At 48.4% G+C, this 16,675-nt stretch carries 13 protein-coding genes and 1 pseudogene; 6 read left to right on the forward strand and 8 right to left on the reverse strand.

Annotated elements, in window-relative coordinates; all coding sequences use genetic code 11:
- The first annotated feature begins 324 nt into the window (after positions 1-324).
- Positions 325-4,416, forward strand: a complete 4,092-nt coding sequence (locus IPL71_RS18770) for an InlB B-repeat-containing protein (RefSeq protein WP_345324280.1) — start codon at positions 325-327, stop codon at positions 4,414-4,416.
- Between the two features lie 1,065 nt (positions 4,417-5,481).
- Here IPL71_RS18770 and IPL71_RS18775 read toward each other — a convergent pair.
- The 6 genes and pseudogenes from IPL71_RS18775 to IPL71_RS18800 form a co-directional block, all read right to left on the reverse strand.
- A complete protein-coding gene (locus IPL71_RS18775) occupies positions 5,482-5,841 on the reverse strand; it encodes a VanZ family protein (protein ID WP_345324282.1) in 360 nt (119 codons plus the stop codon).
- A 38-nt stretch (positions 5,842-5,879) separates the two neighbouring features.
- The gene (locus IPL71_RS18780) at positions 5,880-6,278 is read right to left on the reverse strand and encodes a VanZ family protein (protein ID WP_345324284.1); all 399 of its coding nucleotides are present in this window, start codon (positions 6,276-6,278) and stop codon (positions 5,880-5,882) included.
- Positions 6,279-6,280: 2 nt separating this feature from the next.
- Positions 6,281-6,925 carry a DedA family protein gene (locus IPL71_RS18785; protein ID WP_345324286.1) on the reverse strand — a complete coding sequence of 215 codons (645 nt, stop codon included), beginning with the start codon at positions 6,923-6,925 and terminating at the stop codon, positions 6,281-6,283.
- A gap of 99 nt (positions 6,926-7,024) precedes the next feature.
- The gene (locus tag IPL71_RS18790) at positions 7,025-7,249 is read right to left on the reverse strand and encodes a hypothetical protein (protein WP_345324288.1); all 225 of its coding nucleotides are present in this window, start codon (positions 7,247-7,249) and stop codon (positions 7,025-7,027) included.
- 99 nt (positions 7,250-7,348) lie between these two features.
- The gene (locus tag IPL71_RS26130; RefSeq protein ID WP_514130817.1) at positions 7,349-7,768 is read right to left on the reverse strand and encodes an aminomethyltransferase beta-barrel domain-containing protein; all 420 of its coding nucleotides are present in this window, start codon (positions 7,766-7,768) and stop codon (positions 7,349-7,351) included.
- Positions 7,769-7,870: 102 nt separating this feature from the next.
- Positions 7,871-8,415, reverse strand: a pseudogene (locus IPL71_RS18800) (MnmA/TRMU family protein); the annotation flags it as partial.
- 271 nt (positions 8,416-8,686) lie between these two features.
- Between IPL71_RS18800 and IPL71_RS26135 the strand changes: the two are divergent.
- From IPL71_RS26135 to IPL71_RS18815, 3 genes are all read left to right on the forward strand, one after another.
- Complete coding sequence (locus IPL71_RS26135) at positions 8,687-8,890, forward strand: amidohydrolase family protein (RefSeq protein WP_514130814.1); 204 nt, start codon at positions 8,687-8,689, stop codon at positions 8,888-8,890.
- A complete protein-coding gene (locus IPL71_RS18810; RefSeq protein ID WP_345324293.1) occupies positions 8,841-10,178 on the forward strand; it encodes an amidohydrolase in 1,338 nt (445 codons plus the stop codon). The genes IPL71_RS26135 and IPL71_RS18810 overlap by 50 nt, the downstream gene beginning before the upstream one ends.
- A 173-nt stretch (positions 10,179-10,351) precedes the next feature.
- Positions 10,352-11,251 (forward strand): S-layer homology domain-containing protein, encoded by a 900-nt coding sequence (locus tag IPL71_RS18815; protein WP_345324294.1) that lies wholly within the window; start codon positions 10,352-10,354, stop codon positions 11,249-11,251.
- Between the two features lie 108 nt (positions 11,252-11,359).
- Here IPL71_RS18815 and IPL71_RS18820 read toward each other — a convergent pair whose 3' ends face one another.
- Complete coding sequence (locus tag IPL71_RS18820) at positions 11,360-11,527, reverse strand: hypothetical protein (protein ID WP_345324296.1); 168 nt, start codon at positions 11,525-11,527, stop codon at positions 11,360-11,362.
- The gene (locus tag IPL71_RS18825) at positions 11,500-12,957 is read right to left on the reverse strand and encodes a vWA domain-containing protein (protein ID WP_345324298.1); all 1,458 of its coding nucleotides are present in this window, start codon (positions 12,955-12,957) and stop codon (positions 11,500-11,502) included. The genes IPL71_RS18820 and IPL71_RS18825 overlap by 28 nt, the downstream gene beginning before the upstream one ends.
- Before the next feature lie 235 nt (positions 12,958-13,192).
- On the opposite strand from IPL71_RS18825, the gene IPL71_RS18830 reads away from it, so the two are divergent.
- Both IPL71_RS18830 and IPL71_RS18835 read left to right on the forward strand, forming a co-directional pair.
- Complete coding sequence (locus tag IPL71_RS18830; RefSeq protein WP_345324300.1) at positions 13,193-14,791, forward strand: glycoside hydrolase family 13 protein; 1,599 nt, start codon at positions 13,193-13,195, stop codon at positions 14,789-14,791.
- Positions 14,792-15,229: 438 nt separating this feature from the next.
- A complete protein-coding gene (locus IPL71_RS18835; RefSeq protein ID WP_345324302.1) occupies positions 15,230-16,561 on the forward strand; it encodes a hypothetical protein in 1,332 nt (443 codons plus the stop codon).
- Positions 16,562-16,675: the final 114 nt, after the last annotated feature.

Genomic DNA, 16,675 nt, shown 5'->3' on the forward strand with positions numbered 1-16,675 from the left:
TTGGCTATATTGACAAATCCCTCTCCCCGCTTGTAAAATACTACTCTACAACGTTGGAGTTTCTTTTAAATAAAGAAGAAGAAATGGCTGATGGCAACACCAAAAAATGGCACTGATCGGTAATCATACAGCCATGGAGACTTCACTTTTTATATGAGACCACAATCCCAAAATTTTTATCGTTTGTATTCAATACCCAATTCCTGCGCGGAATCGGGTATTTTGCATTTAAAAACAAGCCATGTGACAGCCACCGCGCGGATAATATCTGGCTGCAGTCATAAGTTTCTTGTAACGTAAAAAACATCAAACGGAGAATGTATTATGAAATATAAATCTTTAAGTTCGATGATTGTGCTGCTGAGTCTGCTAGTGCTGACCTTTGGAGCAACACCCACACCGGTTGCGGCCAGTGCGGTTCCTGACGGGCTCAGCACTGCCGATTGGGCGCAGATCAAACCGATGCTGCTGCCTGCACTCTTACTACCCGGCGGACAGCAAGCTTACCTGAAAGCATCCAACACCGGTCTAAACGATTGGTTTGGCATATCCGTGGCGGTGGACGGAAATACCGCCGTGGTAGGGGCCATTGGCGAAGGCAGCAATGCCACCGGCGTGAATGGTAATCAGACCGATGATTCGATCCCTCGCGCCGGGGCTGTGTATGTCTTTGTGCGCAATGGCAATACATGGAGCCAGCAAGCCTACCTGAAATCAGCCGCCCCTGATGGGGATGATTATTTCGGCTATTCGGTGGAAATCTCAGGCGATACAATTGTAGTGGGTGTACCTAATGAAGACAGCAACGCAACTGGCATTAACGGAAATGCCACAGATGATTCAGCCGGTAATTCCGGGGCCGCGTATATCTTTACTCGCAACGGCAGCACCTGGAGTCAGCAAGCCTATCTGAAAGCATCCAATACCGATGGCGGCGATGGCTTTGGTGAGCACGTTGCCATTGATGGCGATACAGTGCTGATTGGCGCACCCTATGAAGACAGCAACGGGTCAAGCCAGTCCGATGATTCCGTATCCAACGCCGGAGCGGCATATGTCTTCACCCGCAGCGGTGTCACCTGGAGCCAGCAAGCTTATGTGAAATCGCCCAACCCAGATTTGGTTGATTATTTTGGCGTTGGGATTGACATCTCTGGTGATACAGCCGTGGTCTCGGCCAAAAATGAAGACAGCAACGCAACCGGCGTCAATGGCAATTCCGCCGATAACACGGTGACAGATTCAGGGGCGGCCTTTGTCTTTACCCGCAGTGGTGTGACCTGGAGCCAGCAGGCTTACCTTAAAGCATCCAACACCGAAAGCAATGACTGGTTCGGCCAATCGGTGGGCATTGATGGCGATACGATTGTGGTCGGCGCACCCGGTGAAGACAGCAACGGGGCCGGTCAGGCTGATAATTCAGTCACCAGCGCAGGGGCGGCGTATGTATTCACCCGCAGCGGCATCACCTGGAGCCAGCAGGCTTACCTTAAAGCCGCCAACACCACCTTTGGCGATTCCCAGGGCGATGGGTTTGGTGTGGCCGTTGCAATTTCTGGCGACAGCGCATTGGTCAGCGCACCCGGCGAAGACGGAAACGCCACCGGTATCAACGGAGATCAAACCAACAATACGGCATTAAACTCCGGGGCGGGCTATCTCTTTACCCGCAGCGGCGTCACATGGACTCAGCAGCAATATCTAAAAGCATACAATACCAGCCCCGGTGACGATTTCAGCCAGACACAAATCGGCATCGATGGCGATACCGTCATCCTTGGCGCGTGGCTGGAAGACAGCAATGCCACTGGCGTGGATGGTGATGGCAGCAACAACCTGGCAGGGAACGCTGGCGCGGCCTATATCTTTGCGCCAACAGCCGCCAGCTTTATCGTTACAAAGACCGCCGATACCAATGACGGCGTTTGCGATGCCGATTGTTCGCTGCGTGAAGCGATCACAGCGGCAAATGCCGCCGTATCCAATGACACCATCACCTTTGCGTTGAATGGTGCGTTCACAGTGACAAGCAGTCTTCCCAGCATCGCCAATAACGGCACTTTGACCATCACCGGGAATGGCACCGCCAATACAATTATTCAGGCAAATGCCGCCGCTGATACTGCTGCGTATCGTATCTTTTCCGTTGCCACACCAAGCAACCTTACGCTGGATAATGTCACCGTGCAGAACGGGGGAAATGGCAGCACGCCAACGTTGGGTGCCTGCATATTCGTGAATGGTGGTGGTGGTACGCTGATGGTACAGAATAGCAGCATCCAGAATTGTTACGCTGGCAGCAGCGGCGGTGGCGTTTATGCGAACACTGGGTCGAATATCACGCTGACGAACAGCACAATTAGCGGCAATAAAACCGTATTCACTGGCGCTGGAATTTATTGCTCAACGTGCAGTTTAACCATTACCGGCACAACCATCAGCAACAATGTCGTTAACCAATCCTTCGCTGTAAATGGCGCTGCGGGCGTGTATTGCAACAGTTGCACGTTGTCTGTCACCGGCTCAACCTTTAGCAACAATTCTGCCAGCAACCCCGGAGGGCCATCCTATGGCGCTGCGATGACTATCGAGCAGCCCGGCACTTACACGATTTCGAACAGCACCTTCACGGGTAACTCGGTGACATCGTCGTCAAGTGCAGCCTACGGCGGCGCTCTTGCGCTGGTTGGCGGTAGCCCGGTTGTATCCATCAGTAACAGCCTATTCAGCGGCAACACGTCGGGGAGCTTTGGTGGGGCGATTTCCATTGATACTGGAACGATTAATCTCAGCGGCAGCCGTATTATCTCAAACAGCGCGACTGTAAATGGTTCTGCCATTTACAACGAAGCAACAACCGGCGTGTCAACGATACGCAATTCGTGCATCACCAGCAATAGCGCGACCGCCATATTCGATAGCAGTGATGCCGGAACGATTGATGCGACGGGCGGCGGGAATGTGGCGAATTCCAACTGGTGGGGGACCAATTGGGGTCCCCACATCACGGCAGCAGGCGGCGGAAGCGCACTCAGCAACGGTGACACGATCAACGGCAATGGCGATACGGTCAGCGGGAACATTCTGGTCGATGTGAATTTGTCGAGCACGGGGAATCCGCCCACAGGCGAATGGCAGACCAGCGCACCAACCGTCGCTGGAGCATTATGCGAAGAATTCCCTGCGCCGGTCACCTACACCGTGACCTTTGACAAAGACGGCGGCACGGGAACCACGAACCCGATCACGGGTGTTGCCAACAATGCGACCGTCACCCTGCCGAGCGCTCCAACCAAAGCAGGCAATACCTTTGGCGGCTGGTACACGGCGCTCAACGGCGGTGGCACACAATTTACCGCGTCCACTCCAGTGACCGCGGACATCACAGTCTACGCCAAGTGGACAGCAGACAGCCAGACGTTGACCTTCAACAGTAATGGCGGTACGGCGGTCACAGCCATCACCCAGAACTTTGGAACTGCGGTCAGCGCTCCGACAAATCCGACCCGTGCGGGCTATACCTTCGCGGGCTGGTTCAACGATGATGGAACTTTCCTGAGCGCTTATACCTTCAGCACAATGGGACTGAGCACCACGATCCACGCCAAGTGGACAGCAGGCACCTACACCGTAACCTTCGACAAAGACGGCGGAACGGGAACCACGAACCCGATCACCGGCGTCGCCTACAACGCGACCGTCACTCTGCCGAGCGCTCCGACCAAAGCAGGAAACACCTTTGGCGGCTGGTACACAGCACTCAATGGAGGCGGCACACAATTTACGGCAGCCACTCTGGTGACAGCGGATGTCACGGTCTACGCCAAGTGGACAACGGATGTTGTTCTCACTCCAATCTTTGTTGATGTGCCTTATGTCCATTGGGCCAACAACTATATCGAACGCCTGTATCAGGCCGGTATCACCAGCGGCTGCACAACCACTCCATTGAATTACTGCCCAGACAACGAAGTGACCCGTGCGCAAATGGCGGTCTTCCTTTTGAAAGGCATCCATGGCCCAGCTTATACCCCGCCCGCAGCGACAGGTCTGATCTTCGGCGATGTGCCGCTCAGCTATTGGGCGTCAGCCTTTATCGAACGCTTCTACGCGGAGGGCATCACCTCTGGCTGTACCACAAGCCCGCTGAATTTCTGTCCCGACCAGACAGCGACCACCCGCGCGCAAATGGCGGTCTTCCTCTTGAGAGCCAGATATGGTGCGAGCTATAATCCCCCCGCAGCGAGCGGTGTTTTCAGTGATGTGCCCACCAGTTACTGGGCGGCCGCCTGGATCGAACAATTGGCCGCGGAAGGCATCACCAGCGGATGCGGCGGCGGAAACTACTGTCCCGAGAGTCCGCTGACCCGCGCGCAGATGGCAGTCTTTTTAGTGAAGACCTTTAATCTGCCGTAACCATTCGACAAACTCTGGATATCCTTCGGCTTCGCAGCAAGATCGGCGGCTCCGCTCAGGACGTAAGAATCAATAGTGCCGTGAGACTAGAGTCTCACGGCACTATTCTTTTTGCAATGCTACATTTTTTTTATTTTATATGCCGCCCAACCACCAACCAGAACGCCGAGATAACTCACTGACAGATCGATCAGGTCGAAAGTCCGCAGCTAGCTCTCTTATGTGTTTAGTTTAGTCTACTCTTTTGGAAATGGACGCATCCAAGCAAACTTATCAACAAACTTGTCGACTGGAACGAGATCAATATTCGTTAGTTTTTCTTCTAGGATGATTTCTTTTACGCGCTCGCTAATTATTTTTATTCCAGGAAATTCATAAAGACAAAAATCTGCTACACATTTATCATCAATTTCTGGTCCATTTTCCAGGTCGAATAAATCTCATATTCACACAAATTACACTTAGACACAAGCTTTATCCCGCATTCTGGGGCCGACTTACATCTGTCTAATATCTCTAAACCCCAAACATCTTCCTGACGAGCACCTCTTATTATCGGTCTTCCAAAAATTAAGTTTAGATCATGTTGTTCTAATATTTTTTTACATTTTTCTGTTACTACTATATCAGTCAACCAATTAAAATCCCCAAGTGGTCTAGAGTCCATAAAATTAATTGACAAAGGCCTTTTGACTCAATATATCCACATTGTTCACACTTTGGTTTGTAGTAGCCCTCACCTTCCCCTATGTTGGCATAGTAACCTTGTGCAGGATATTCGATTTTAAAATATTTTTCATTATTTGACTCTTACTCGGTATTTCGTGATATTAAATATGATCCCGTTTTTTTTCTAGTTACTTAAAAATACCACTTGGTAATGAAAGCTAAATTTTTCTTTATATCTTCGCCATACGCAGTCCAAAACCAGACTGATAACTGAGTTGGCCATCGAACCCATACCCCGTGAACATTGCCCCAGCTTGGTAGCGGGCTCCACTGATTAAGTTACATTATACAAAGCAAACATACCTGCTGCCGTAATTCATATATCTACAGCCTGAATTACTTCCACTTATACGCCATCCATCCGCCAACAACAACGCCCAGATAACTCGCTGACAGATCGATCAGGTCGAAAGTCCGCGTGGAGAAGAATTGCTGTGACCATTCTTCCACGCCGATCAATAGGGCCAAAACAAAACCCACTGAAAGAGTCATCCAGCTTCGAGATTGGGAAAGACGCGCGGAGAGAAATGCGTAAGTGATAAAAAAATTCAAGAGGCCGTAAAGGATGAAGTGTCCGAGCTTATCCCCATTCGGAAAATCATAGAGCGAGCGTATCGAACGCGGCAGACCGCCATTATCTGCAAGAACGATGACACCGACGATAAAAATAAAAAACAACACACTGATGATTTTCATAAAAAAATAGGCCGGGCTTGAGAACCCAGCCTACCCTGTTAATCCACTGATTTCACAGACAAAGTATCTTGCGTCTTTTTCCGTGTCAAGTATGCAAGTAAGGCGAAAGTAATAATGCCCGCATAGTTTGCCGCCAGATCAGAAAGCGAAGCATCCCGGCCTCGAATGGGGCCTTGAGAAATTTCTTCAAGCGTGAAAACCACAAGCAGGAAAAGAGTCACAATTAAAGAAACACGCCTTGGGCTTTGTTTGGGAAGTAACTGCATCGCGGTCGTGTTCAACAGAAAACTCAATCCGCCGATCAAACCAAAATGTACGATCTTATCGCCATACGGAAACCGGCTCAACAGCCATAAGAGAAAACGCATTTTTCCCATATCGGCCAGCACGATCAAGCCAACAATGAAAATTGTGAATAAAACCGTGACCAAGATCACAACTATTTCTTTTCAGCCTTTGCTTCGTTGCGTGACTTCCAGGCTTCGTAGACCATCGGCAGCACAGAAACCAGAATAATGACGATGATCACATATTCAAAGTTATCGCGCATGAATGGAATGTTGCCAAAGAAATAACCAGAGAAGGTAAAGAGCAGCACCCAGACAATGCCGCCCACGATGTTATAGGTAATGAAATACCCGTAGGTCATCTTGCCAATGCCCGCCACGAACGGAGCGAAGGTGCGCACGATCGGAACAAAGCGCGCAAGGAAGATGGTCTTGCCGCCGTGCTTTTCAAAGAAGGCGTGGGTCTTATCGAAATATTCCTTCTTGATCCATTTGATGTTATAGGCGCGTTCGCCCAGATAATGTCCAATGGAATAATTGACCGTGTCGCCCAAAACTGCGGCAGCCATCAACAACGCCACCAGATACCAGATATTCAACGCGCCAAGCGCCGCAAACGTGCCGGCAGCGAATAACAACGAGTCGCCGGGCAGGAAGGGCATGATAACCAGCCCAGTCTCCACAAAGATCACTCCGAACAAAATAGCGTAGGTCCATGTACCGTAATCGGTAATGATCTTCGCCAGATATTCATCCAGATGCAAAAACAGATCGATCAAACTTTTCAAAATTTCCATGTTTTATTTACTCTCTTTTAAATTATTATTTTATAACGGCATAAAATTATACACTGCTTTCCTGCTTCACATCGATGCGGCTCAGCCACTCACCAAGCATCAAAACAGAAAACTACCCAGCACACCCATGCCAATTTCCAGCGAACCAAATTTATATACAGTCCAGCCTTGCCACAAACTAATCCACTGCCCCACTGCAAACCCCAACGCACTCGCCCCAAAATACAGGAGCAGCCGCCAGCCATTTCCACCGCGCGCAAAATGATACAGCGCGCCGCACAGGAGAGAGATCAACAAAGCGAGGATGAGAGTTGGAATGGTCATGGGAAAGGGTGAATTATGAAAGATGAAAGAAATTGAGGTTGCGATCTAAGGAATACATTGCAAAATGAAGCACTATGATATTCTGGCTACGCGCAGGGATTAAGATATGATTCCGCCGCCGAGCATTAACTCATCTTGATAGAAAACCGCCGCCTGACCCGCTGTCACATCCCGGGCCGGCGCATCAAACTTAACTGATGCCTGATCCCCTTCCAATGGGCTGACCAGCGCCTCGACCTCTTTCGCCGAATAGCGGATCTTCACCAGCGCGCGGAAAGTTTCGCGCGGAGTTTCACCCGAAAGCCAGTTGACATCGCGTGCGATCAACTCTGTGAAGCCGAGTTCTTCCAATGTGCCAACCACCAGCGTATTTTGTGCGGCCTGTTTCGTGATGACATACAACGGAACCGGCGATGCAAGATTTAATCCCTTGCGTTGACCGATGGTGTAGTTTGCAAGTCCGCTATGCTGACCGATGGATTTACCAGCCGTGGTGACAATCTCTCCGGGCTTGAGCATCTCTGATGCGTTACGATTCAGGAAATTACGATAATCATCGCCAGCCAGAAAACACAAGTCTTGAGAATCTGCTCTCGAAGCAGTCGGCAGGCCAAAGTCCGCGGCGAGGCGCCGAATCTCGGGCTTGGGAAACTCACCCACAGGAAAAAGCGCATGAGCAAGTTGATGCTGTCTTAAGACATGTAAAACATAGGATTGATCTTTTGAATGGTCAACAGCGCGCAGAAGTTCGTGTCGTCCATCGTCCGGGGTCTGCTTTCGACGTAGTGTCCGGTTGCCATAAATTCAGCGCCGAGGGCCAGTGCATGATTTAATAGAAAGGTCCAGCGGATCTGACGATTGCACATCAGGCACGGATTTGGCGTTTCGCCGCGTGCGTATCCATCCAGAAAATATTGGACAACGGTTTCCTTGAAAACATCCTTCGCATCGATCACATAAAAGGGGATATCCAATAGACCGGCCACGCGCCGCGCCTGCGCCATTGCATCTGGCGTGCAGCAGCGATTGGACTCTTCCTTGCCGGGTTCGGACCAAAGGCGCAGCATCATACCTGTAACATCATGGCCCTGCTGTTTGAGCAGAGCCGCCGCTACTGAGGAATCCACGCCGCCGGACATGGCGACAACAACTTTTTGTTTACTCATAAGTTGAGTGATTATAAACTCTTAATTGTGTCATCTGTGAATTGTCTTGACCTCCACCCTTTTATCATATATATTCAAACTACATAGACTTCGGAGCCTCTCTGAAGTCTATAAATATTTATTATAAAAAATCTTAATCAAGAGGAGAGTGAAATGTCATCCAAGGCTGACTTCATTATCAAAAATGCCCGTATCTTTACGAGCGACGAAACCAATCCGCAGGCCGAAGCGGTTGCGGTAAAAGGCAATCGTATTGTGTTCGTAGGGACAAATGACGGGGCGAGTGAATTTCAGGGCGAGTCGAACCCGCGTGATCGACGGCGAAGGCCGCACCGTGACCCCGGGCTTTATCGATCTGCACTTCCATTTATTGTGGGGCTCGATCTGGATAGGAAGCGCGCAACTCTACGAAGCCAGGAATATGGATGATGAAAAAAGCGCTGCAAACTTTTGCAGCGCAAAACCAAACCAATGAATGGGTAGACGGACGCGGAATTAAATACGGCATCATCCCTTCACGTCAGGCATTGGACGAGATCGTTTCAGACCGTCCGGTTTATATCAATGCTTATGACGGACATACTTCATGGGCCAACACCAAAGCGCTTGAAATGGCCGGAATTTTGCAGCCCGGCAAGGAAGCATCAGGGGTCGGCATGGTGGTCCGCGATGAGAATGGACTTGCCACCGGCGAGTTGCGCGAAACCGCCATGAATCTGGTCTCTGACCTGCTCCCTGAACCAAGTGAGGCCCGCAAACGCGAACTGCTCAAGATGGCGATTGCAAAGATCAACGCAACCGGCGTCACCAGTGTGCATAATATGAATGGAGATATGGAAGAGTTGATGGTCTACGCCGCGCTTGAAGATGCGGGCGAGATGACTCTGCGAGTCTATACTCCATTCTGGATCAAACCGGGTATGAGCAAAGAAGTATTCAAAGAAGCCGCTGAAATGGCGAAGATACAAGGTGAATATGCCCGCGGCGGTGCGGCCAAGTTCTTTATGGATGGCGTTTGGGAATCATATACCGCGCTAAATCTCGATCCATACGCGGATAATGCAGAAGCACAGCCTGATGGTATTTTCTCACTCGAACATTTCACACGTATGGCTGCCGCCTGCGACAAGTTGGGACTGCAGATCTTCGTCCATTGCTGCGGAGATGGAGCGGTGAGGCGGGTGCTCGATGGATACGAAGCAGTTCAAACGTTAAATGGGAAGCGGGATAGCCGTCATCGGGTGGAGCATATCGAAGTCATCCATCCTGATGATCTGCCGCGCTTTAAAGAGTTGGGAGTCATCGCGTCCATGCAGACCAGTCACGCACCCTTTAGCATGTCCGAAGGTGACGTGTGGCCGGCACGCACTGGCAGCGAACGCTGGCCGCGCTCTTTTGCATGGCGTGATATCAAAAATGCGGGCGCACATCTGGCCCTCGGCAGTGACTGGACCGTGGCGCCCTTCGACCCGATGATCAATTTACACGTCGCGATGAATCGTGAGTTGTGGTCACCCACTGACCCCGATCAGCGCTTAACTTTGGAAGAATGTATTCTCGGTTACACACGTGATGCAGCCTATGCTGAATTTAAGGAAAATGAAAAAGGTCAGATCAAGGAAGGCTATCTGGCGGATCTGGTTTTGTTCACGCACGATCTGTTTGCGTTGAAGTCTGAAGATATTATGACCGCCAAATCCGCGCTGACCATGGTGAATGGAAAAGTTGTTTTTGAAACTCCCTTAAAATCGGTTAGGCTATGATTGATGACGTTCCACAGATTTATTTATATTTGTTCCGGAATAATTACGGATCTACAAATCCTTAGACCGCTACACTCTCAGCACATGGGGTTCCATGAGTTGGGGCGCACAGAATTGGAAATATAAATAAAGGAGGTGATGAAAAAATATTATTTAATCAATCAAAAACAGGAATGAGACTTATATTCATTCCTGTTTTTGATTCTCAATCGCCCATTTATCCTATGATCAGCGTCTTTTCATCCCCCAATAGAGGGATTGGGGTTTTCAAAAAGCAACTTTACAATGAATTAACCCTGCAAAGTAAATTCAGGAACCCACAAATTTTAAAGGAGAATAGTATGAAAAAAAGATCAACGATCCTGCTTCTCACCTTGACCATTGCCATGGTATTGTCTGCCTTTATAGTTGGCAAAGCCTCGGCTTCCACTGGCTGTTTCAATGACACCAACAGTCATTGGGCTGAGACCTTCATTTGCTGGCTGAAAGACAACAACGTTTCTTCAGGCTACGCAGACGGCGGCTACCACCCGGACAGCTACATTACCCGCGCCGAAATGGCAGTGATGCTGAAAAATACAGCCGCTTTAAACCGCGCAACAGGTACGCAGTTCGAGTTACTTTTGGGCAGTGGAGTCGCAGTTGACAGTTCAGCAGCCTTTGCAACTGTAACCATCACGGCTCCGGCTCAGGGTGCACTACTCGTTAATGGTTCACTGAACTTATTTTGTTCCTTTGGTCTATTTGGCACATGCTTACAAAGTGACGGCGGTACTTACATAAATGTAGACGGAACGAGATATAACCGCCAGTACTATGCCGTCGATGGAGGTGACAACAGTGCCAATGACGCGGCATGGAATTCAAGCAATACAGCCTATATTCCAGTAGCTGCTGGCGTTCATACAATCTATCTTGAGGTCGCTAATGGTTCCGGTTCTGGCGGATCAACCGGGGTATGGTCTGGCGGCATTACTGTGCAATTCGTCCCATTTGCCGGAGACGGAACTACACCGGCAATTCCTCCTGCAGCTCCAGAGCCATCATCCCCGGAAAGCACGCAGGGTAAATAGAAAAAGCTCTATCATACAAGTTCAGGCACATAGAATTAAATTCCTGACATTGTTTTAAAAACGTACAAAACGGCTTCCTGTTCACATCAACAGGAAGCCGTTTTCTTGTTACTCTCGTATCCTGCGTGCCAGACGCACCAGATCCACAAATTCATCCATGACATCATCACGATAAAGATACTCACTGATACGTTCAGCTTCTTTATAAACTGCGGAAAGCGAACCTTCTTCAGCCCAGTAACTATCCTTCAATATCTCGGCATATTCAGCAACCACCACGGCACGTTGAAAATAAGGATCAGTTTCACGGAAATCAAAGGCGATCTCGCTCGCGTCAAAATCTTTGAGATTTCAGTCACCGCGCGTGTATCCGGGTCTTCCCAACGCATGTAGACAGTTGCCACACGGCCATAGGCTTCGGGATACAACTTGATCTCATACAAGGCTGTCACCGTATGCCCGGCACCGATCTCACCTGCATCTACCGTGTTATCGCGGAATTCATCATCAGCAATAGCGCGATTTTCAAAACCAACCAGACGGTAGCGCATCACAACCGCCGGATTAAAATCCACCTGCACTTTGGCATCCATCGCGATGGTTTGCAGTGTACCAGTCAACTCATCGACAAAGAGTCGCTTGGCTTCATCCATATCATCAATATAAGCATAGAAACCATCGCCATTGTCCGCGAGTTGTTCCATTAATGTATCGTTGTAATTGTCCATGCCGAAGCCGAAGGTCGCCATTGTGATTCCTTCGTCTACATACCCTTTGATCTCCGAGAGGATCACTTCCGCTTCGGTGTTGCCCACATTGGCAACGCCGTCAGAACACAGGATCACACGATTGATGCCATTTGGGTTATAAGCCTGCATCGCCATGCGATACCCGAGCCGAATCCCCTCTTCGGCATTGGTGGCTCCTTCAGGCTCGAGATTCCGAATCGCCCTGAGAATCTCTCCCGTGTTAGAACCAGGCGTCGGGTCGAGAACGACGCGCGCACTTGATCCATAAACAACAATACTGACTGTGTCATTCCGATGCAGTTGTTCAACCAGCAATTCCAATGAACGCTTGACGAGCTCGAGTCGATTATCCATATCCATCGAGCCGGAAACATCGATCACAAAAGTAAGCGCGGCATCCTTGCGGTCTTCATCAGAAACATCATAGCCCTGAATGCCGATACGCAGCATATCGTAACGTTCGGTTTCAGTAAAAGGCGAAGGCGCAGCATCCATGCTGATGCCGAAAGCCTGATGCGCGGGCGGAATGGCATATCCCTGTTCAAAATAATTTACATACTCTTCCACGCGCACAGAATCTGCGGGCGGTAAATTTCCGTCGTTCAAATAATTACGCATAACAGTATATGAACCCGTATCCACATCCAACGCAAAAGTGGAAAGATTATCATCTTCAGTATCAATGGATGGATTCACGCCATAGTCTTCGAAGAACATATCATACGGTTCATTATTTGACGTTTGGGTGGGTGCGCCCGAAAGGGCCGGATTTTGCACCTCAGCAGGATTCTGACTCACGAACGGCTCAGACATTGCAGGTGCTTCAGTGGCAGCCGGAGCTTCTTCATAATCATTCGTATACAGCGGTGCTTCGGTGGCAGCCCCACCCCCACAAGCAGATAAAAACAACAGCACAAATAGAACACTCAAGCCAACGGCTTTGCGTAAGGTTTTCATTTTTCTTCTCCTAAGATTTTTTAACGACAGTAGATGCAGACCAAAGCGGGCGGCGTCCCGCCAGGTCTTATGTACACAAATTATTTCATCAGCCCTCCATCCTAATTCGACTCTTTTTTTATGACTTCGAGTCTGTTGCTCTAAAAGATATTTGAATGACGCATCGCTTGCGGTGAAAGTTCCCCAGTGAAAACAATCTGCAGTTTTGATAAGTCATTGCTGATAAAATATCGACATGACAAAATCCTGGTATCACAAAACAAGCATCTATCAAATCTATCCGCGCTCATTTTATGATAGCAACCACGATGGGATCGGCGACTTAAAAGGCATTCTCTCAAAACTGGATTATCTGACCGAATTGGGATTCGAGACACTTTGGATTTCCCCGTTCTTCTCCTCACCGCAAGCTGATCTTGGCTACGATATCAGCAGCTATACCGACATCGCTCCCGAATACGGCAGCATGGACGATGCCCTGCTCTTGATCGAAGAGATACACAAACGCGGCATGAAGATCGTCTTCGACATGGTGATGAACCACACCTCCACCGAACATGAATGGTTCAAAGAATCACGCTCCTCGCGCACCAATCCCAAAGCGGACTGGTATCTCTGGCGCGACAAACCCAACAACTGGAAAAGTATGACCGGCGGCAGCGGCTGGCATTACGCAAAAGAACGCGGTCAATATTTCTGGTCAAGCTTCCTCCCATTTCAACCAGACTTGAATTATCGCAACCCCGAAGTAAAAAAGGTCATGCTCGATGCAGTCCGCTTTTGGCTTAGCAAAGGCGTGGACGGATTCCGGCTCGACATCTTTAATGTTATTTATAAAGACGCAGAGTTTCGCGATAATCCCTTCACCTTTCAACTTGCACCCACTGAAACCAATCCATCTGGATTTTTTCAAGAAGCAAAGTACACATTGAATCAGCCCGAAAGTTTTGCCTTCGCAAAAGAATTACGTGCCGTCTGCGATGAATTTGGCGAAAAATTACTACTGGGCGAGATCAGCGGTGACCGTGAAACGGCCCAAAAGTTTCTCGGCACAAAAACAAACGACGGACTAACCCTTGCATTCGATTTTGACATGCTGACCTTCAAATTCACAGCCGAATATTTCCGCGAGTTGATACAGAAAATTGAAGCGCATGTCCCCGATCCATTTATGCCGGTATATGTCTTTGGCAACCACGACCGGCGCAGAAGCATTGACAGGCTCGGGAACGACTTGCAAAAAGCCAAACTGCTCCACATGCTGCAATTGACAGTCCGTTGTGTGCCGTGCCTGTACTACGGCGAAGAGATCGGCATGACCAACTTAAAGCAATCCTTCGCCACAGCACTGGACCCAATTCCGCGCAAATTCAAACATATACCGCCCCTCCTCTTCGACATGATCGGCCTGACCATAAACCGTGACGAAGTCCGCACCCCGATGCAATGGGATGAAACTGCGAACGCCGGCTTTTCGTCCGCGCAAAAAGCGTGGCTGCCCGTGCATAAAAACTACAAAACGATCAACGTGGAAACGGAAAGCGAAGATGAAAACTCGCTGCTGAACACCATCCGCGCCGTAATGAAAATCCGCGTCGAAGAAAAGTCCCTGCGGGAAGGCACACTTGAGATGCTCACAGACCTGCCAAATGGTGTGCTTGGCTACATCAGAAAATTTGAGGATGAGAAAATTATTATTCTGTTGAATTTTGACAAAAAAGAAAAACAATTTGAATTTGAAAATACGCATTGTATTTTCAAATTATTCCCCAAAGATAAAGCAGCCAAAAAATCCGTCTATTTAAGCAGCTTTGGCGGAATGATACTGAAATAAAGCTTTCACGTTTGTTTCTATTGAACTTATTGTGCCCCAAAATTGCATAAAATTCTTTATGGTATAGTAGGCGCTATGAAAAAAAATTCGATCTTATCCATCATTTTGTTTTTTCTTGGCTTGAGCATCGCAATCGTTGCAATTTTTGCCAACAGTTTGGGGTTAGATAAAAATCCTGGGTGGAGCAAATCTCGATTTGAACTCTTGTTTTTTGGAATTTTAATTGTATTGTGTTCCGTCTTGTATTATCGCTATTTGGATGAAATTCACGCTTTTGCACGAAAAATACAGAGCAAAATTGAAAGTGTTCCTGTTCAATACCTTACCTTTCCGATCGTCCTGATCGTCCTCATCACATACGCATGGTTTGGCAGTTCAGGCAGATGGAGTATATGGAAATCACATACTCATTATTATGACAGTCTGGCAAGGGGGTTTTTGAATGCAAATCTCCATCTCTCCATCGAGCCTGATCCCCAATTATTAGCGCTGCTGAATCCATACGACCCCGTTGCACGAAAGGGAATTGATGTGCCGGTGGACCTTACCCTATACAAAGGAAAATTCTACATGTATTGGGGGCCGGCTCCGGCTTTGATCCTTACGGCGATCTATGCCTTCTCTCCGGACAAGATCGGCGATCTATCTTTGACATTTATCTTTGTCTGCGGGATATTTATATTACAAGTCTGGCTGCTCATTACGGTATGGAAACATTACTTTCGTAATTTACCAGCATGGCTTTTTCATATTTCCATTCCTGTCATGGGACTGGCAGGGCCGCTTATGTTATTAAGGCATAACTACGAAAGCGCTGTCATCTATGAAGCAGCAATAACAGGCGGGCAATTGTTTCTTATGGCAGGGGCGCTGATGGCATTTTTTGCCATGATAAGCTCCACCTTCACAGGCTGGAAACTTGCCAGTGCGGGAATTTTTTGGGCGCTGGCAATCGGCTCCCGACAGATTTTAGCTGTACCCATTGGGTTTATGACTCTACTGCTTATATATTGGGCTTTCAAAACCAATCTCTGGTCATTCAAAAAATCCGCGCTGACATTGATTCCGCTCGGGCTGCCTTTAATGCTCGGCTTTGTATGTTTGGGGTGGTACAACTGGGCCCGCTTTGGCTCAGTAACAGAAACCGGCTTATATTATCAACTGGCCGGCTGGAATATCCGCGATCATTATGACGAACTTTTCTCTCCAACCTATATTTTTCAAAACATACAGAACTACCTCTTCAACCCGATTGAATTTACATCAACGTTTCCTTTCGTTTTTATGACCCGCGGAAGCGAAATCCCAGTCCTTCCTTTTTATACTGTGCCGGAAATTTATAATGCGCAGCCGGTTAGCGGATTGTTATGCACCTTTCCCTTTGCAGTCTTTGCAATTGTGCCGTTCCTTATCCATGGATTTAAAAAGAAATTAAATCAAACCTCCGTGGAAAGTAACAATCCCATGCCGCTGCATCTACTTACCCTCGGCTTAGGCGGATATTCTGTAATCGCCCTTGTTCTTTTAATGATGTTCTTTTGGGTTGGAATGCGCTACCTGGGAGATGTCACCCCCTCTTTAATGACTCTCAGCGTTATTGGATTTTGGCAGGGACATCAAGCATTAACGCACAGATCTTTAATGAAAAGGATATACACAAATGGCGGGGTTGTCCTTGCAGGCATGTCCATTTTACTTAGCACACTTCTTGCATTATCTACAAACGATGGACTTATCAAATTCATTCTCCGCCAATTTCCCCTTCCGTAATAAATAAAAAAAATCAAGCACGTGTTTTATCCCCCAAAAGAGTGAATTGCAATTTATCAAATTCCCTATACAATTCATTTTCTGTCAGGGTTAACTTTTATCAACTAGAACAAA

The sequence above is a fragment of the Candidatus Villigracilis proximus genome, from assembly GCF_016717045.1.
GTDB classification, from domain to species: domain Bacteria; phylum Chloroflexota; class Anaerolineae; order Anaerolineales; family Villigracilaceae; genus Villigracilis; species Villigracilis proximus.